Origin of the sequence: Paenibacillus sp. FSL H3-0469 (genome assembly GCF_038051945.1) — a bacterium.
Taxonomy (GTDB): Bacteria; Bacillota; Bacilli; order Paenibacillales; family Paenibacillaceae; genus Paenibacillus_AQ.
The window spans coordinates 6,795,954-6,812,556 of sequence record NZ_CP150302.1 but is presented as its reverse complement, the minus strand read 5'-3'; the positions used below and the strand labels follow the sequence as shown (position 1 = coordinate 6,812,556).

The 16,603-nt window shown below is 51.6% G+C and carries 17 protein-coding genes; 3 read left to right on the top strand and 14 right to left on the bottom strand.

Features of this window, described 5'->3' with window-relative positions:
• Positions 1–31: 31 nt before the first annotated feature.
• The 8 genes from NSS83_RS29585 to NSS83_RS29550 all read right to left on the bottom strand — a co-directional run bounded on the left by NSS83_RS29585 (position 32) and on the right by NSS83_RS29550 (position 5,988).
• Positions 32–694: a 3-oxoacid CoA-transferase subunit B gene (locus tag NSS83_RS29585; RefSeq protein WP_076155054.1), complete on the bottom strand. Its 663-nt coding sequence runs from the start codon at positions 692–694 to the stop codon at positions 32–34.
• Complete coding sequence (locus NSS83_RS29580; RefSeq protein ID WP_341187889.1) at positions 687–1,355, bottom strand: CoA transferase subunit A; 669 nt, start codon at positions 1,353–1,355, stop codon at positions 687–689. Before NSS83_RS29580 ends, NSS83_RS29585 begins: the two co-directional genes overlap by 8 nt.
• A gap of 40 nt (positions 1,356–1,395) precedes the next feature.
• On the bottom strand, positions 1,396–2,136 hold the full coding sequence (locus tag NSS83_RS29575; RefSeq protein WP_341187888.1) for an acetoacetate decarboxylase: 741 nt from the start codon (positions 2,134–2,136) through the stop codon (positions 1,396–1,398).
• Between the two features lie 34 nt (positions 2,137–2,170).
• Complete coding sequence (locus tag NSS83_RS29570) at positions 2,171–3,355, bottom strand: acetyl-CoA C-acetyltransferase (RefSeq protein ID WP_341187887.1); 1,185 nt, start codon at positions 3,353–3,355, stop codon at positions 2,171–2,173.
• 439 nt (positions 3,356–3,794) lie between these two features.
• Positions 3,795–4,712, bottom strand: a complete 918-nt coding sequence (locus NSS83_RS29565) for an Rpn family recombination-promoting nuclease/putative transposase (protein ID WP_341188126.1) — start codon at positions 4,710–4,712, stop codon at positions 3,795–3,797.
• 172 nt (positions 4,713–4,884) lie between these two features.
• Positions 4,885–5,454, bottom strand: a complete 570-nt coding sequence (locus tag NSS83_RS29560; RefSeq protein WP_036692823.1) for a manganese catalase family protein — start codon at positions 5,452–5,454, stop codon at positions 4,885–4,887.
• Between the two features lie 48 nt (positions 5,455–5,502).
• Positions 5,503–5,769 carry a spore coat protein CotJB gene (locus NSS83_RS29555; protein WP_341187886.1) on the bottom strand — a complete coding sequence of 89 codons (267 nt, stop codon included), beginning with the start codon at positions 5,767–5,769 and terminating at the stop codon, positions 5,503–5,505.
• Positions 5,770–5,772: 3 nt separating this feature from the next.
• Positions 5,773–5,988, bottom strand: a complete 216-nt coding sequence (locus NSS83_RS29550; protein WP_036692819.1) for a spore coat associated protein CotJA — start codon at positions 5,986–5,988, stop codon at positions 5,773–5,775.
• A 304-nt stretch (positions 5,989–6,292) separates the two neighbouring features.
• Between NSS83_RS29550 and NSS83_RS29545 the strand changes: the two genes are divergently transcribed.
• On the top strand, positions 6,293–6,712 hold the full coding sequence (locus NSS83_RS29545) for a GNAT family N-acetyltransferase (protein ID WP_341187885.1): 420 nt from the start codon (positions 6,293–6,295) through the stop codon (positions 6,710–6,712).
• A 25-nt stretch (positions 6,713–6,737) separates the two neighbouring features.
• Here the strand turns inward: NSS83_RS29545 and NSS83_RS29540 are convergent, their stop codons facing one another.
• From NSS83_RS29540 to NSS83_RS29520, 5 genes are all read right to left on the bottom strand, one after another.
• Positions 6,738–8,102: a hemolysin family protein gene (locus NSS83_RS29540; RefSeq protein WP_341188125.1), complete on the bottom strand. Its 1,365-nt coding sequence runs from the start codon at positions 8,100–8,102 to the stop codon at positions 6,738–6,740.
• A 12-nt stretch (positions 8,103–8,114) separates the two neighbouring features.
• A complete protein-coding gene (gene yfkAB / locus NSS83_RS29535; RefSeq protein WP_341187884.1) occupies positions 8,115–9,257 on the bottom strand; it encodes a radical SAM/CxCxxxxC motif protein YfkAB in 1,143 nt (380 codons plus the stop codon).
• A gap of 169 nt (positions 9,258–9,426) precedes the next feature.
• Positions 9,427–10,533: an HD-GYP domain-containing protein gene (locus NSS83_RS29530; RefSeq protein ID WP_341187883.1), complete on the bottom strand. Its 1,107-nt coding sequence runs from the start codon at positions 10,531–10,533 to the stop codon at positions 9,427–9,429.
• A gap of 58 nt (positions 10,534–10,591) precedes the next feature.
• Positions 10,592–11,413, bottom strand: a complete 822-nt coding sequence (locus NSS83_RS29525; protein WP_036692810.1) for an undecaprenyl-diphosphate phosphatase — start codon at positions 11,411–11,413, stop codon at positions 10,592–10,594.
• A 75-nt stretch (positions 11,414–11,488) separates the two neighbouring features.
• Positions 11,489–12,928 (bottom strand): bifunctional UDP-sugar hydrolase/5'-nucleotidase, encoded by a 1,440-nt coding sequence (locus NSS83_RS29520; protein WP_341347045.1) that lies wholly within the window; start codon positions 12,926–12,928, stop codon positions 11,489–11,491.
• Between the two features lie 153 nt (positions 12,929–13,081).
• Here NSS83_RS29520 and moaD point away from each other — a divergent pair, with 153 nt between their 5' ends.
• Complete coding sequence (gene moaD, locus NSS83_RS29515) at positions 13,082–13,330, top strand: molybdopterin converting factor subunit 1 (RefSeq protein ID WP_340755251.1); 249 nt, start codon at positions 13,082–13,084, stop codon at positions 13,328–13,330.
• 108 nt (positions 13,331–13,438) lie between these two features.
• Positions 13,439–14,479, top strand: a complete 1,041-nt coding sequence (locus NSS83_RS29510) for an HD-GYP domain-containing protein (protein WP_341187881.1) — start codon at positions 13,439–13,441, stop codon at positions 14,477–14,479.
• A 113-nt stretch (positions 14,480–14,592) separates the two neighbouring features.
• Here NSS83_RS29510 and NSS83_RS29505 read toward each other — a convergent pair whose 3' ends face one another.
• Complete coding sequence (locus tag NSS83_RS29505) at positions 14,593–16,455, bottom strand: beta-glucoside-specific PTS transporter subunit IIABC (RefSeq protein ID WP_341187880.1); 1,863 nt, start codon at positions 16,453–16,455, stop codon at positions 14,593–14,595.
• Positions 16,456–16,603: the final 148 nt, after the last annotated feature.

Sequence of the window (16,603 nt, the reverse complement as noted above, 5' to 3'; positions counted from 1 at the left end):
TCACAATGTAAGCATATTAAATTTTATTTTATTAGACAGCGACAGCAATCGCCTTCAGGTCCGGTGAGATCCATAGCTCGGCCCCGGTTGCCTGCTGAACGTCTTCTACCGTCAGACCCGGTGCGATTTCCATCAGCATCAGCCCTTGGCCCGGGATCACCTCGATGACCGCCATTTCAGTGACAATCGTGTTTACGACATGCACCGCTGTCAGGGGCAGCTTACAGGCTTTGACTATTTTCGGCTGCCCGTCCTTGCTCACATGGTCCATGGCGATAATGACCCGCTTGGCTCCGACGACCAGATCCATAGCCCCGCCCATACCCGGGACCTTTTTCCCCGGAATCATCCAGCTGGCCAGATTGCCCTGCTCATCAACCTCAAGCGCACCCAGCACGGTGATGTCTACATGTCCTCCACGGATGATTGAGAAGGAGACCGCGCTGTCAAAATAGCAGGCTCCGGCCATCGTGGTCACGAAGCTGCCGCCAGAATCGATACAGTCGATGTTTTCCTCTGACTTCGCCGCCTTGGGGCCTACTCCGAGTATTCCGTTCTCCGCCTGCAGCATAATCTGGACATGATCGGGAATATAGTCTACCGCCAGGGTCGGCATCCCGATCCCCAGATTCACTACATCGCCGTCCTTGAATTCCTGGGCGATTCTTCTCACAATAAATTCCCGGTTATTCATGCGTATTTCCCACCTTTACAATAGCATCAATCAAAATCCCTGGGACGTTGACATGATTGGGATCAATCTCCCCGAGCTTCACATAAGTATCTACCTCAGCTACTACATAATCCGCCGCCATCGCCATCACAAAATTGAAGTTCCGGGAAGAGCCGTCGATCACCAGATTCCCCGCCTCGTCCGCTTTATGGGCCCGGATCAGCGCCACATTTGCATGGAGAGGCAGCTCTAGCAGATATTCTTTTCCGTCGATATCAAGCTTTCTTTTGCCTTCCTCTACAATCGTTCCTACTCCTACAGGAGTTAACACACCGCCCAACCCCGCTCCTCCGGCCCGGATTTTCTCAGCTAACGTGCCCTGCGGATAGAGATTCACCTCCGCTTCCTTGGTCATCAGCAGTCTTCCGGTCTCTGGATTGGAGCCAATGTAGGAGGCATAGATGCGCTTGACCCGGCCGCTTTTGACCAGCTTATAGATCGATAATTCCGGGGTACCTGTATCATTGGAGATGAGCGAGAGATTACCCGCAGAATGAGTCTCGACAAGCGCACGCACCAGCTCTTCGGGGTGGCCTCCAGCCAGAAAACCGCCGACCATCACGGTGTCTCCATCCTTAACCCTCTTCACGGCATCTTCGGCGGAGATTAATTTGTTTATCATAGATTTCAGGCTCCTTGTTCATTATTTGGAAAAAAGCTGGTTACTGGATATAGTCATGAATGACTTTGCCATAGGGCAGCGTCAGATCAGCAATAAAATGCTTTCCGCCGCGATACGTCTTCACCGGCAAATCGGCCACAGGGGCATTCACATGGGGGACCAGGCTTAAGCGGGCCGGCCCGGTCCAAGATCCTTTTACATGAACATCTTCAAGAGTGTAAGCAACCAGCTGCGCAATCTTAGGGGTCCCATCCACATCGGGGATCAGTTTCAGATTCACTTGGGTCGTAGTGATAGCTCTGGCTGTATCCTCTGCATCCAACACACTATGCTTGTAAGGCATAGTTCCCACGGCCACCAGAACATCGTTGTAATGCAGCGTGCCGGTCAGCGTCTCCGTACCTGCAACGGTCAGGCGGGGAGAGGCCCACTTTTTGGGGAACCCCCAGATCTCCCGTCCTCCCAGAATGGCAGGCGAATTATCCAGATACATCTGGGCTACAAAATTGCAGGGCTCCCCCTGAAAAATACACGGAATCACGATCCCGCTCTCCTCATAGCTTCCCAGGCCCGACGAATCAGGCATCTTGATCCATTCATATGACACGGTGTTACTTCCATCAGGCTGCAAGGGTTCCGGGACCGCTTGTCTGATCGCCGCAGGGTCGGATTCATAAGTGATAACCATAAATTCACGGTCAATGAAGCGGTAAGGCGGACGCCCGTAACCCGGACTGGCCGCAGGCATGGATTGCAGCGCAAGAACCTCTTTTGCATTCATAATGAGTTTAAACTCCCTTTCTGTCAGAGTTGTGTTAATAACGTGCGTTCTCTACCAGCATAGCAATGCCCATCCCCGTTCCGATGCACAAGCTGGCTATACCATAATGCGATGATCTCCGTACCATTTCATGGACCAGCGTAACGAGTACCCTGGCTCCGCTGGCCCCGACTGGATGTCCAATCGCAATCGCGCCGCCATTAACATTCACTTTCTCCGGATTAAGCTCAAGCTCGTGCAGTACCGCTATAGCCTGTGCCGCAAAGGCTTCATTAATCTCGAACAAATCGATGGCCTCAAGAGGAATGCCCTGGTCCTTAAGCAGCGACTTAATGGCCCTTACCGGACCCATTCCCATGTAGGCAGGATCTACGCCCACCAGGGAATAGCCCTTAATATAGGCTAAAGGCTCTACCTCAAGCTCCTTGCATTTATCTTCCGACATGACCAGCACAGCCGCCGCTCCATCATTGATCCCCGAGGCATTTCCGGCAGTAACCGACCCGTTTTCCTTAAAAGCAGGCTTCAGATGAGCAAGCTTCTCTTTGCTGACCTCTCCTCTTACATGCTCATCCTCCGCGAACCAGGCTGTCTCCTTTTTGATTTTGGTCATCACGGGCACAATCTGCTCTGCAAAAACCTGCTTCCGTTTAGCTTCAGCGGCCTTGATCTGGCTGTCATAGGCAAATTCATCCTGCTCCAGTCGTGAAATATGATATTTCTCGGCAATGTTCTCGGCAGTAATGCCCATATGATAGTTATTGATCGGACAGGTCAGGCCATCAGCCACCACGGTATCTATCAGCTCGCTATTCCCAAGCTTGTAACCGTTTCTTGCATTTTTCAGCACATAAGGGGCGTTAGACATACTCTCCATCCCCCCGGCCAGGAGAACACTCCCTTGTTCAGCCCGAATAGAATTGTAAGCCAAAGCAACGGTATGAAGCCCTGAACCGCAAACGGTGTTGATGGTTGTTGCAGGAACTTCAATGGGGATACCGGCTTGCAGCGCCGCCTGTCTGGCAGGATTCTGGCCCTCGCCTGCCTGAAGGACATTGCCCAGATAGATCTGCTCCACTAGCGCAGGCTCCACATGGCTTTGCTGAAGGCAGGCCGTCATCACCTTTGCTCCTAATTCCGTAGCACTTAGTGTCGAAAGTCCGTTGTTAAATGAACCAACTGCAGTCCGTAAGGGACTTACCAATGCAATTCTGTTCACAAAATCTCACATTCCTTTCTAATGGTATTGGACTTACATGCGGGTATTTATCACGATGTATGAGAGAGTATGCGTTGCGGCTTAGATCGGTTAAATCAGCTTAATTAGCTTGATCGGCTCAGCCGCCTTGATCGCCTTCCTCCGTCTGATTATTTGGTATTTATTTACATATTCAGTGTAAGCCTAAACACCAGTTTCCTCAACACTCAAAAATATACATAATTTTACATACGAATACCTCTAGGCCCTTGTACAATCCCTCAACGAGGTTATACTAGCATTTCCTTTGATATTCTGGTTATTAATGGTTATTTCAGAAAATCACATGAAAACATACCAAAAGAGTTCACATAAAAAAACGCCTCCGGCCCTTGCTTGGGTCTGGAGACGGTTTGTGCAGCACTCTTAGCATATTATTCAGTATTTGGAGGAGCCCTGCTTACATCAGCTTCTTAATCTTCTCCATCGGTAACTCCACCGCTTCGGAGACCTCTTCCGGAGTGAGTCCGTGAAGCAGTAATTTACGAATAATCTCCGCCTGGCCTTTTTCTATCCCGCGTTCTATGCCTTGCTCTATGCCCTTCTCTATTCCCTGTTCTATTCCTTCAGCTATACCCTCTTCATATCCCCAACGCTTCCAGGCTGGCATGAGTTCCATAATCGCTTCACCCTCCTCCGGGTATTGTATCATCAATTCTTTTATAATCTCTTCATCCTGCGCCCGGTCCGGCTGGAAATATAAATCTGCCACTGACATCACAAGCGCCAGCCGACCCTGATCGAGCCGTGTCTTCAGCTTCATGAACATGCGCAGAAATTCCCGGCGCACCTCTCTCGCTTCTCTTGTAGTATAACCCATCTTGGCCAGTAACGCAGCAGCCACTGCATTGTCCGAATCAATAAATCTTCGCCAGTTCTGCTTACGCAATTCCACCTTGAGAAACTGAAAGCGCAGGATATGATGTTCAGGAATAACCATCTCCAAGGTATCCTGCTCTTCCCTGATCTCATCTGAAGTAAAAATCGCAATCGGTATAATCAGCTTATGCTCTTTACGGTAGCGCTCAAATAGTCGGCTGAAGTAAATAAACATTCGTTCATGAAACCGTGAATCCCGATACGACTGCGGCTCCAGGTGAATGAGAATATAACCGTCCAGCCCTTTGTAGCGGATCTCCAGCAGCAGATCCAGCTCCCGCGCTTCCTCGCCAACAATATCCACTAGCAATTCCTGCATCAGAAACCGGGTTTCACTATAGTCCAGCATTGCATCAAGCTCAGGAAAAAACAACTCAATAAATTCCTGAAAAAACGTCTCCAGCAGCTTCTTAAATGCTTCATCATGCGGTAAGGGGATTTTAGTCGCCTCCTGTTATATCTTGCCTGTTTCTTGTGAGCATATCCCATTTTAATGGAATTCAATATAACAAAAAGCACATATGTTCGTATTGAATGAAAAAAGAGCCGCAGATGATACTCCTGTGGCTCTTCTTGTCAAATTGTCTATTTTATATGTGTATTCATCATTGTCAAAACACCCGCTTCTTATCCTTCTCCTCGATCAAAATCTGCACCGATTCCTTGAACCGGATCGCATGAATGATCTCCCGCTCGCGCAGGAACTTGAGGCTGTCCTGCAGATCCACATCGTCGGTCATGTCAATCAGCCACTGGTATGTAGCCCGGGCTTTCTCCTCTGCGGCGATGTCCTCATACAGGTCAGCGATCGGATCGCCTTTGGCCGCAATGTAGGCGGCTGTGAACGGAACACCGGCAGAGTTGTTGTAGAACAGCGCATGATCCCGCTGCGCATAGTTCGGGCCCAAGCCTGCGGCTTCCAGCTCCTGCACCGAAGCGTCCTTGGTCAGCTTGTAGATCATGGTGGCGATCATTTCGAGATGAGCAAATTCCTCGGTGGAAATATCCGTTAGTACCCCAATAACCTTATCGGGTATAGCATACCGCTGGTTCATATAGCGCAGCGCCGCAGCCAGCTCGCCGTCCGCACCGCCGTATTGCTCCATCAGATACCGGGCCATCCGCACATCACATTTGCCGACACGCACCGGGTATTGCAGCTTTTTCTCATAGATCCACATTCGTGAACTTCCCCCTCCTTAAGGCTATTTCATTTCCGGCTTCATGTCTTAGACTTGCCAAGGCCAGGGACTCTCGATCCATTGCCATGGAGCCTTGGAATAGGCGCGGCCGAAATTCTGCAGAGGTCCGTACAGCTCCTGGAACTGGTTCGCCAGCTTGGTGCGCTCATACGTCAGCTGATTGAACTGCTCGATCGCCTTCACATCGTCCGGATGAGTATCCAGGAACAGATTCAGCTCTACGAGTGCAAAATCAAGGACCTGCAGCTGCTCCAGCATCTCGTAATAACGGGGCTCGCAAGGATTAGCTTCCATAGCCTACTTCCCTCCTTTGAACTTGGACTCATAAGGGCTGTATAGCGATGGCCATAACGTTCCATGCTTGAGCGCCTCCGGCAGGGAGAACTGCGGCAGATTCGGGGGCTGAAACGTGACGAATTGATTCGGCGGCACAACATACGTCTTGAACGGCACCGGCGGACAAGGATCAAACGGTCCCCTGTACGGTGTCCATACGCGATCCTGGGAGTTCAATGATCATTCCTCCTCATAATTATTGAGAGCATACCTTCATGCTTCCAGATCTTTGACAGTTACCTTCGTAACTAATTTATGACCGCTCCTGAGGGGAAAAGAACCCCTGCGCAAAAAAACAAGGTACATCAGCAGCCCTGTCATGGCTGCGTGATGTACCCTGTTGTAAAACATCTCTTCTGCCTGCTTCTAATCAAGTACCAGCCGACGATAAAATTGACCTGATTGTGGTTCTGGACACACTCTTTCTCAGGGGATATTGTTGATGTTGTTTCAATATCTCTTGCATGGAGGAGTGTACGCAATGATTAGACAAGCAACCGCCGATGATTGGAAGGAAATATCCTCTTTACTTGACCAACTGGGATATCCTAATACCGGCTCTTTTATTAAAGGCAATATAGAAAAGTTAATCGCTCATCCTGACGAAGAGCTAATGGTATATGAAGATGAGGGACGAGTTGTAGCTTGCATTTCGTTGCACTATATTCCCCAGCTAGCTCTTCCAGGGGACATTGCTTGCATTAGTTATCTTGTTGTTGATTCAACAACAAGAAGTACAGGCATTGGACGTGAAGTTGAAGAATACGCAAGCCAGGCAGCTAAAAAAAGAAACTGCGACAGAATCCAGGTACATTGCCATTCCCGGAGAGTTGACGCACATCGGTTCTATAATCGGCAAGGTTTCTCAGAGTCTCCAAAATACTTCACAAAGATGCTATAACAAAAGAGCGCGGAATATACTCCGCTTACTCTTTATCTTCTTCCGCGCCTTCCGCATCTTCTTCAGGCTCTGGCGCGGGCTCGCGGTGGATGTTGATCCGGGTGATCCGCAGCCGGGTAGATTCCTCCACCTCGAAGGTGACATCGCCAACGACCACCTGCTTGCCCTTGGCCGGATTGCCCTCCAGCTCCTTGAACAGCCAGCCGCCGATGGAATCCACCTCGTCATCCTCGATCACGACGCCCGTAAGATCGTTGACGTCTTCAATCAGCATCCGGCCCTCCACGGAGATGTAATCCCCGTTGCGTTCCACGCTGGGTCGTTCATCCTCGAACTCGTCATGCAGATCGCCGACGATCTCCTCCAGGATCTCCTCAGCGGTCAGCAGCCCCGCCGTTCCGCCGTACTCGTCAACGACCAGCGTCAGCTGGGCCTTGTTCTTCTGCATCAGCCGGAGCGCATGGCTGATCTCCATCGATTCCGGCACGTTCAGAATCGGCCGGACCAGGGAAGCCAGATCATTCTGCTGCTCCGGCGGGGCGAACAACAGATCCGTGATATGGATGAAACCGATAATCCGGTCCTTATCCTCAAAGGCTACCGGATAACGCGAATGCTTCGTTTCTGTAATGATCCGCATGTTCTCCTCCAGCGGAAGATTGCTGTATAGTACATCCATATCGGTACGCGGCAGCATCACCTCACGGGCCAGCAGGTCCGAGAATTCGAAGATGTTATCCATCAGCTTCATCTCATCCTGGTCGATCACCCCGCTCTTCGCGCTCTGATTCATCAGAATGCGGATTTCCTCCTCTGAATGAGCAGCCTCGGCTTCACTGGCCGGCTCCACGCCGAACAGTCTCAGCAGTGCGTTCGCTGACGCATTCAGGACCCAGATGAAGGGCAGGAACAGATTATAGAAGAACATCAGCGGAGCGGACAACAGCAATGCTGAGCCTTCCGTTTTTTGAATAGCCAAAGATTTCGGTGCCAGTTCCCCCAGCACAATATGTAAGAACGTAATAATGGAGAAGCCGATAACCACAGATACCGTAGAGATTAACGTCTGGTCAGTAACACCGATCTGATACATCAGAGGCTCCACCAGCAGCTCAGAGATCGCCGGTTCCCCGACCCAGCCGAGTCCAAGAGAAGCGAGTGTAATCCCGAACTGGGTGGCCGACAGATACGAATCCAGCCGCTTGTTGACCTTCAGCGCATAGCCGGCCATTTTATTGCCTTCGCTGACCAGTTGGGTCAGACGGGACTGTCTGACCTTGACCAGCGAGAATTCCGCCGCAACGAAGATACCATTTAATAATACGAGCACCAGAACGAGCAAAAGATTAAGCACTAATCTTCCTATTTCAAATTCCGTATGCACTATAATAACGCCCCATTTCTACAAGGTGATCGCTTTTCTGGTTTTGAAATCGACCCCGGGATAATACATATCGGCTACGAGCAGGTTAGGCCCGCAGCAGCCTGCTGCATCACAGTAACAGTTCACTTGCTGATTCAAGGGATGCTTAGTCTGCCACTCGGTGAAAATGTCATCCAGCTTCGCGCTGCTGATATTGCCAAAAGCGGATATATCAGCGAAGTCCGTTACAAAGACGTCGCCAGTGAACAGGTTCACATTGACCCGGTTTCTTCCGTCCGGATCATTACGCAGCGTTACATTTTTCTCGCTGCGCAGTCTGCTCAGCAGCTGCTGGTCTTCCTCCAGGAAGCTGCAGGCGAAGAACGGCAGCGTGCCGAACAGCATCCACATCTCCGGGTCACGATGATCCAGGAGGGAATGAATCGCAGTATTCATCTCCCGGAGCGACAGCACAGGCAGCTTCGAAGCGAAGCTGGATGCGTACATCGGGTGTACCTCATGACGTCTTGCCCCCATGTCCCCAATCAGCCGGTGAATCTCGGGCAGCTTGGTGTGTGTACGGTAGTTGATCATCGACTCGGCAGAGATCAGCATTCCATCGCTGCTCAGCCGGCGGGAATTCTCCAGCATCGTGTCGTACAGCCGGTAGGCGGCCTCCTTCGAGACCAGGTGACCGCTGTTCGCGAAGCCCACCTCGTGGAAGTCATCGCCGTTCACATAGTTGAACGAGATATGCATAACGTCCAGATAAGGGAGCAGCTGCTCATAACGGGAATACGGCATGGTCAGATTCGAGTTGATCTGTGAACGGATACCCCGCTCCCGTGCATATTTCAGCAGCGGTACGATAGTATTCTCCACCGTTCCGGCACGGAACATCGGCTCCCCGCCCGTAATGCTGATGGTCTGCAGGTGCTCTACCTCCTCCAGACGCTTCAGCATCTGGGTCAAAGGCAGCAGCTCTCCCTCTTTCATCGTAAGGCTATCGCCGACAGCGCAATGCTCGCAGCGCATGTTGCACAGATTCGTGACCGTCATCTCTACACTGGTCAGTACATGCTGCCCGTATTCGCGGAGTGAAGTAATCGGGTCCCACGGATCATATTCCGGCGACAGCTCTTTTACAGGAATTATAGATGATGATGGCTCTAATATACTCATTTCTTAATGCTCCTTTAATGCTTATTCCTTATTATTAACCCAAAACAAAAGAAAAAGAACGATAACTTAAGCTATATCATACCACGACTACTCAAAAAAACAGCAAGGCGGAGAATACAGCTCCGCAATTCCTGCAGATACCCTATTCTCTCCTCGCTGCGCAGAACACCTATCCGGTACTTTTCACTACAGGTTCTCCCCCGTCCGTCACATCCACGATGACTACAGAGAGGGCTTTGCTGAGATCACGTTCATAGGGGGTAACCGTTTCGCCTTCGGGTCCGTTCAGTACCCGGACCACAGGCCGGTGCGGCGTGCTGGGATCAATCTTGACTACCACACCGCTCTCGCCGGAGCTGAGCTTCACCGTAAGCCCCAGCGGATAGATGGCCACGCGGTCTCTGAATAACTCCAGCTGCTTCTGCTCATACAAGGTTCCTGAGCCGACGTACAGCGCTTCTACCGCCTGATGGGGCAGCATGGCTTTTTTGTAGATCCGGTTGGAGGTCATCGCATCATAGGAATCTGCTACCCCCAGCCATTTCGCATATTCATGGATCTGCGGACCCGTCAGACCGCGCGGATAGCCGGAACCGTCAATCCGTTCATGATGCTGCAAGGCACAGTGAGCTGCCAGCAGAGGAATATTCGGCTCTTCCTTGAGAATACGGTATCCGATCTCGGTATGCGCCTGCATATGACGGAACTCTTCTTCGCTGAGCATACCGGGCTTTTGTACAATTTTTACAGGAATCTGTGTCTTGCCGATATCATGCAGCAGCGCACCAAGCCCGATGACCCGCAGCTCTTCTTTGCTGTAGCCATGGGCAATGCCCAGCACCAGCGTATACAGGCATACGTTCAGGGAATGGACATACAGATAATTGTCAGCCGTGTGCATGTCAAGCAGCATGATCATCGGGTCCTCCTGCAGGGACATATCGTCGAGGATGGAATCCATCACCTTGGAGAACTTCTTATCCAGATGATAAAAGCCTTTGGTAATCCCCGAGGCACCGGACATCTGCTGGAACTGGTTACGAATCACCTTGAGCGCCTGATTGCGCGTCTCATCCTGCAGCATTCCGGGGATCACAATATCCTCCGTGAGCGAATCCTCAATATAGATATAGCCGATATCGATTCTGGCGAGCCGCTTGATCAGGGAATCGGTAAGCTCCACTCCGTCCGCGAGCAGAACCAGCCCTTCATCATTATATATTTTTTTACCCAGCTTCATTCCCGGCTGAAGCCGATTGACGGATACTAGACGCAACTTGGCTCACTCCTGCCTTTAACGGTAAAATTGCTTATCTGTGATGCCAAGCTGAGAATCAACGCATAATAAACAGCCAGAAGGCGGCTGCGAGGATAAAGCGGTAGATAGCAAAATGCGTCGGTCTGATCTTCTGGATCATTCTCATGAACAGAACTACCACCACATAGGCCACGATGAAGGAAATAATGAAGCCGATGACAAAATACCCGATGGTCTCACTCGTGAAATTCTTGTACGAATCCAGTAGCTCATATCCCGAGGCCGCGCACATAATCGGAATCGCGATGAGGAAGGAGAAGTCGGCCGAAGCCTTGTAGCTCACCCCGCTCAGCATCCCCCCGGAAATTGTTGAGCCGGAGCGGGAGAACCCGGGCCAAAGGACGGAAATAATCTGGAAAAGTCCGATTGAGAGTGCCTGCCCGTAAGACAGATCATCCAGATCATGCGCCGTCACGCGGATCTTGCGTTTGTTGACCCATTCGGCAATGATCATCAGAATACCGCCTGCTACCAGCGCCCAGAGGACGGTGGATGCCCCGAAGAGGCTTTTAATAAAGTCCCTTGCAAAAAAAGCTACAGCGAGCGCAGGCACAATGCCAAGCAGCACATGAATCAGGTTCAGACGGGCTGCCGGCATTACGCCCCCTCTGTCTCTGCGGCCGAAGCCAAGCAGATTCACAATCCGCTGGCGGTAGACCAGCGCAATGGCCAGTATGGCCCCCAGCTGAATCACAATCTCATAAGTCTTCATAATCGAATCCTGCTCGTTAAATCCCAGAAGCTTAGTCGTTAGAATCATGTGTCCCGTCGAAGAAACCGGAATGAACTCCGTGATTCCTTCCACAATTGCCAGAATAATGGCTGTAATTGTATCCATATTACTCCTCCTGATCTAGTCAATGAAACCTGGTAATGCGTTAACTATCAATTTGATACTACATGGTGTGGATCATCAGGTGGATTGCCTCTCCCAGCGAACCGCTTCACACTCATCCAGACTCCCCGGCCGCTGCAGCTCCATCCGCAGCAGATCGCGCAGGAAATGAGGCAGCAAATAGACCGCCTCCCGGCCATTGGCTATACTCTCATAGCCTGTTCGGAACGTAAACATATCAAGCGTACCAACACTATATACCTTGGTATCCTCCAGCTGCTCCCCGCCGGCAAAAATCGCAATACCGTTATCATAAGGCATGACCCTTGGATCGTACAAGATTTTTAATCCGTCCACAGCCAGGGTGCCCAGCATCTCTCCCCGGAAGCCGTATCCGTAGATGACCTTATTGCGGAACTCTGCCATCAGACTCTGTTCCAGTGCAATGCGGATATCCTTGCCTGTCAGCTGTACTGTGCATGGGTTAATTGGAGAAGGACATAAGGCATGCAGCATGCCTGCTGTGATGTTGCCCTCCGGCAGCGGGCCGAGCAGCTGGCCTGTATTAACAAGTGAGATGGGGCTGCCTGTGAACTGGCGGACCGCCTGTGCCAGCAGGTTGCCAAAGGGAGACTCCCCTTGCAGATCCAGCGGCAGCATGCGGTCGCTGATGGCAACCGTCTCCTCCAGAGCCTCACGGCCGCGCTGCAGATGGATCGCTGACGCCGGAGCGATAAGCTCCTCCGTCAAGGCAGGATCGACTGCCGTGCAGCCTCCTTCGGCCAGGTGAAATGCTCCGCCTGGCTGCTCCTGCTCGAAGACCACCCGTCCGGCGTACCGGCCGAATTTGCCGGCGCCGCATACGGCTGTCCCGTTAATCATCTGCGGCTGCTCCAGCATATGGTGGGTGTGCCCGCCCAGAATGGCATGCACGCCTTCCAGCTTCTCTGCCAGCCTCTGGTCTGCAGGCAGCCCCAGATGTGACAGAATGATCACGATATCCACCTGCGGGGCAAGCAGCTGAACCTGCTCACGCAGCGCCTCTTCCGGGTCCAGCACATCCCAGCCGAGCAAGGAATAGAAGGAGGTGAACGCCGCCGTTGCACCAGTTAGTCCAATCTTGATCCCGTCTTTCTCCAGAACCGCGCGGCGCTGCATCCAGTGCGGCGGCTCGCCGGTAGCGGACTCCAGGAAATTGCAGCATACTACAGGACACTGTAAGCCTGTGAATATGGCTGATAGCATCTCCTTGGAGAAGGTGAGGCCTTCGTTATTACCGATGGTGACTGCATCGTATCCGGTCAAATTCATAATATCGATGTTGGCCTGTCCCATCGTGCCTTCCGTCTCTACAGCAGCGCGGTCCATATGATCACCGATATCAAGCAGCAGCACCGGCTCCTCGCCCGCCGCTGCCTTCATCGAGGATATCACTGCCGCGAGCGGACTCATCATTTCAAAGTGGCTATGTATATCATTGGTATGAATAATGGTTAATCTTTGCGGCCCAGGCTTCATAAGCTGGCTTCCCTCCCACTTGTACAGCCGTTTATAAAGTAAGCGGCAGGCTTGTTCTGTTCTAGAGTTAGCATAACATTTTCAGACTCAATATGGTATATTGTAATCATTATAAGCTGTCCTAAGCTTAAGTCCAGAAAGGGTGAAGAACGCATGCATATCTCGATCCGGCTGTTCGCCGGTCTGGCCGAAATTATCGGCTCCTCCACTCTGGTCTTCCACGCCCATGAGTCCCCTGTAACAGCAGGCCGGCTGAAGGAACTCCTCTCCGCCTCCTATCCCGATGCCGCGCCGCAGATCAGTGTATCTCTGGTAGCCGTTGATCAGGAATATGCGCCTGATGATACGGATATTACCGAAGGCTCAGAGGTGGCCTTCATTCCGCCTGTGTCCGGCGGCTAACCGCACCGTTCTCCTTCCGCGAATCTGCACAGCTTCACATACACCATTGAATATTGCGGACTTTGTTGCTATGCTGTAAAAAATTGCTATAGTAAGGTGGCCTATTCATTGAGAGTACACGTGATGGATCTTAAACCGGGTGATCATCTGCGGATGGATACCTTCAGCTCCCGCGGGCTGCATGTACTCCCTAAGGGGTCACGGCTGCAAATGGAGGAAATCGCCAAGCTGATACAGCACGGCGTTGATTATGTAGATATTGAAGCGGTACAGGAAGAGCCCGCCCCTTCCAGCCGGACCTCAATCATTCAGGCCGCAGCCAGCAGCTTCGATACCACGATTGACGGTTTTGAGTCTCTATATATGGAAGCGCTCAGCAAAGGCAGCTTCAATCAATCCGTAGTGGATGATATTCTTCAGCCGACCTTGTCCACGCTGGACAAACATAAGGATGTAGTGACACTGCTGCTGCTGCTGGACAGGGAGGATAATTATACTTACAACCATTCCCTGCAGGTAGGCATGCTCTCTTATTATCTTGCCTCGTGGCTTGGATATTCCAAGACGGAATGCTATGAGATCGGACGTGCGGGATACCTGATCGATATCGGCAAATGCCGCATCTCCCCCGCCATCCTGAACAAACCCGGCAAATTAACACCTGAAGAATACGAAGAGATCAAATTACATACGGTTTACGGATACGAAATCATACAGAATTCCATGAACGATCCTTTCACAGCTCTGGTTGCCCTGCAGCATCATGAACGCGAGGACGGCTCCGGTTATCCCAAGCAGCTGACCAAGACAGATATTCATCCCTACGCCCAAATCGCAGCCGTTGCGGATATTTACAGCGCTATGACCACTCACCGGGTCTATCAGTCCAAGCAGGAGCTGATTTCCGTTCTGCGTGAGATCAACTCCCTCAGCTTCGGCAAACTGAACGGCAAACCGGTCCAGGCTTTCATCAATCACCTGATGCCTAACTTCATCGGCAAGCGCGTTCTGCTGAGCACCGGAGATATGGGTGTGATCGTGATGAACAACCCGCTGGATGTCTTCCGTCCGCTTGTACAGAGCGAAGGCAGGTTCCTTGACCTGTCACGCGAACGCACAATTGCCGTCGTTGAGATTTATATGGAGTAGCCTTACCTGAGCATTTTCACACGAAAGGGCTGTCCCGAGTGAGCCATTAATTGGCCAAGCCGGGACAGCCCTTATTCGTGAGTAATATGACAGCAGTCATAGCCCCAATACTTTTACCGGATGAGTGTGAGCAGCAGTTCGCCGCTAGGTACTTCTGTTCCTGTGCTCTTAAGCACATCAAGGTATTGTGCCGAGTTGGTGACAATCACCGGTGTCGCCGTTACAAATCCGGCCGCACGGATAGCTTCGAGGTCAAATTCAAGCAATAGCTGACCCTTGACCACCTTGTCGCCTTCCTTCACTTTTTTAGTAAAATGCTGACCCTTAAGCTTCACGGTGTTGACACCGACATGAATCAGCAGCTCCGCACCGCCGTCCGAAGTGATGCCGATAGCATGTCCTGTCGGGAATACAGTAGTTACTGTGCCGTTCACAGGGCTGGTTAAGATGCCCGAAGAAGGCTCAATTACAATGCCTTTACCCATGGCGCCGGAAGCAAAAGCTTCGTCAGGCAGAGTGCCCAGCGGATGCAGCATTCCCGCCAGCGGGCTTACAACCAGTTCTTTATCAATCAGCGTCGGTGTAGTCGTAACCGAAGTTCCTCCTGAGTTAACGGATGCCGCAGCATCTGTCTCAGGCTCCTTGTAGCCAAGCACTAATACCAGTACAGCGGCCAGTACAAAAGCTACCAGGATACCAATGACTACCCAGACAAATCCGGTGCCGAAATATGTCGGCAGGGCCAGCAGACCCGGCAGCGAGAAGGACAATGCTCTTGCGCCGCCTGTGGCGATAATCGCACCGCCAATAGCACCGGAGATGCAGGCGTAGATGAACGGTTTTTTGAGCTTCAGGGTAACACCGTAAATCGTCGGTTCTGTAATTCCGAAGACTGCCGACAGGGTGGAGGAACCAGCGAGCGCCTTAAGCTGCGGGTTCTTCGATTTCAGGAATACGCCGAATACAGCTCCGGCCTGTGACAGGACGGCCGCACTGAGAATAGGCAGCATGGTATCCTGTCCCAAGGTAGCAATATTGCTGAGCATGATCGGCACGAAGCCCCAGTGTACCCCGAAGATTACGAATACCTGCCAGAACGCCCCGGCAATCGCTCCGGCCACCAGCGGACTGAGGTTGTACAGCCAAGTGTAGCCGGAAGCCAATCCGTCACTGATCAGGGAGCCTACCGGTCCGAAGGCCAGGAACGTCAGCGGAATCACAATGAGAAGTGCGAACATGGGAACAAGAATATTGCGCACCGACTCATGAATGAACGAACGGAACCATTTTTCCACATAGGATTGCACCCATACCGCCAGAATAATCGGGATCACGCTGGAGGAATAGTTGATCAGTACGATCTTGATCCCCAGGAAGTGCAGCGGGTCAGGCGAGCCTACGGCCGCAATGACTGCGGGATAGATCAGGGCTCCGGCTATGGCAATCGACACGAACTGATTCGCCTTGAATTTACGCGCTGCTGTAACCGCAAGGAAGACAGGCAGGAAATAGAATACACTGTCGGCAGCCGCATTGAGGATCATGTAAGTGCCGCTGGCAGCGCTGATCCACTCCAGGGACAGAATCAGAGCCAGCAAGCCCTTGAGAATCCCTGCTCCGGCCAGTGCTCCAAGGATCGGCGAGAAAATGCTTGAGATAATGTCTACCGCTTTGCCTAGAACGCCGGTACTCTCCGAGCTCTCGTCGCCGCCGCTTTTCTCCGCATCCTGAAGCGAGGTTTCCTTCATAATCTGCTCGAATACCTGGCTGACATTGTTGCCGATAACCACCTGGAATTGTCCGCTGTTCTCGACGACTGTAATGACTCCCGGCGTTTTTTCCAGCGCTGCTTTATTGGCTTTGCTGTTATCCTTCAGCTTGAATCTTAAGCGTGTGGCACAATGGAAGACAGAATTCACATTTCCTTCTCCGCCAACGAGTGTGATAATTTGTTTGGATAAGTCTTTATTGCTCATTTGGGTTTGCTCCTTTTGAGATCTGTAATATAAGCATCGCTGCAGAGGCGAATGGTGCCAGCGTATTCTATTTGTTCCCCTCTGCAAACAAGAAAAACCTGAACTCAAGGCAAAAAAAGACGTTAGTACACGCTTTTTTGCCATCAGC

What these genes read in the sequence shown, in the direction of transcription:
- NSS83_RS29585 (WP_076155054.1), bottom strand. Translation starts at nt 694, where the DNA reads ATGAATAACCGGGAATTTATTGTGAGAAGAATCGCCCAGGAATTCAAG.
- NSS83_RS29520 (WP_341347045.1), bottom strand. Translation starts at nt 12,928, where the DNA reads ATGAAGCCTGGGCCGCAAAGATTAACCATTATTCATACCAATGATATA.
- NSS83_RS29575 (WP_341187888.1), bottom strand. Translation starts at nt 2,136, where the DNA reads ATGAATGCAAAAGAGGTTCTTGCGCTGCAATCCATGCCTGCGGCCAGT.
- NSS83_RS29505 (WP_341187880.1), bottom strand. Translation starts at nt 16,455, where the DNA reads ATGAGCAATAAAGACTTATCCAAACAAATTATCACACTCGTTGGCGGA.
- NSS83_RS29560 (WP_036692823.1), bottom strand. Translation starts at nt 5,454, where the DNA reads ATGTGGATCTATGAGAAAAAGCTGCAATACCCGGTGCGTGTCGGCAAA.
- moaD (WP_340755251.1), top strand. Translation starts at nt 13,082, where the DNA reads ATGCATATCTCGATCCGGCTGTTCGCCGGTCTGGCCGAAATTATCGGC.
- NSS83_RS29555 (WP_341187886.1), bottom strand. Translation starts at nt 5,769, where the DNA reads ATGGAAGCTAATCCTTGCGAGCCCCGTTATTACGAGATGCTGGAGCAG.
- NSS83_RS29580 (WP_341187889.1), bottom strand. Translation starts at nt 1,355, where the DNA reads ATGATAAACAAATTAATCTCCGCCGAAGATGCCGTGAAGAGGGTTAAG.
- NSS83_RS29545 (WP_341187885.1), top strand. Translation starts at nt 6,293, where the DNA reads ATGATTAGACAAGCAACCGCCGATGATTGGAAGGAAATATCCTCTTTA.
- NSS83_RS29525 (WP_036692810.1), bottom strand. Translation starts at nt 11,413, where the DNA reads ATGGATACAATTACAGCCATTATTCTGGCAATTGTGGAAGGAATCACG.
- yfkAB (WP_341187884.1), bottom strand. Translation starts at nt 9,257, where the DNA reads ATGAGTATATTAGAGCCATCATCATCTATAATTCCTGTAAAAGAGCTG.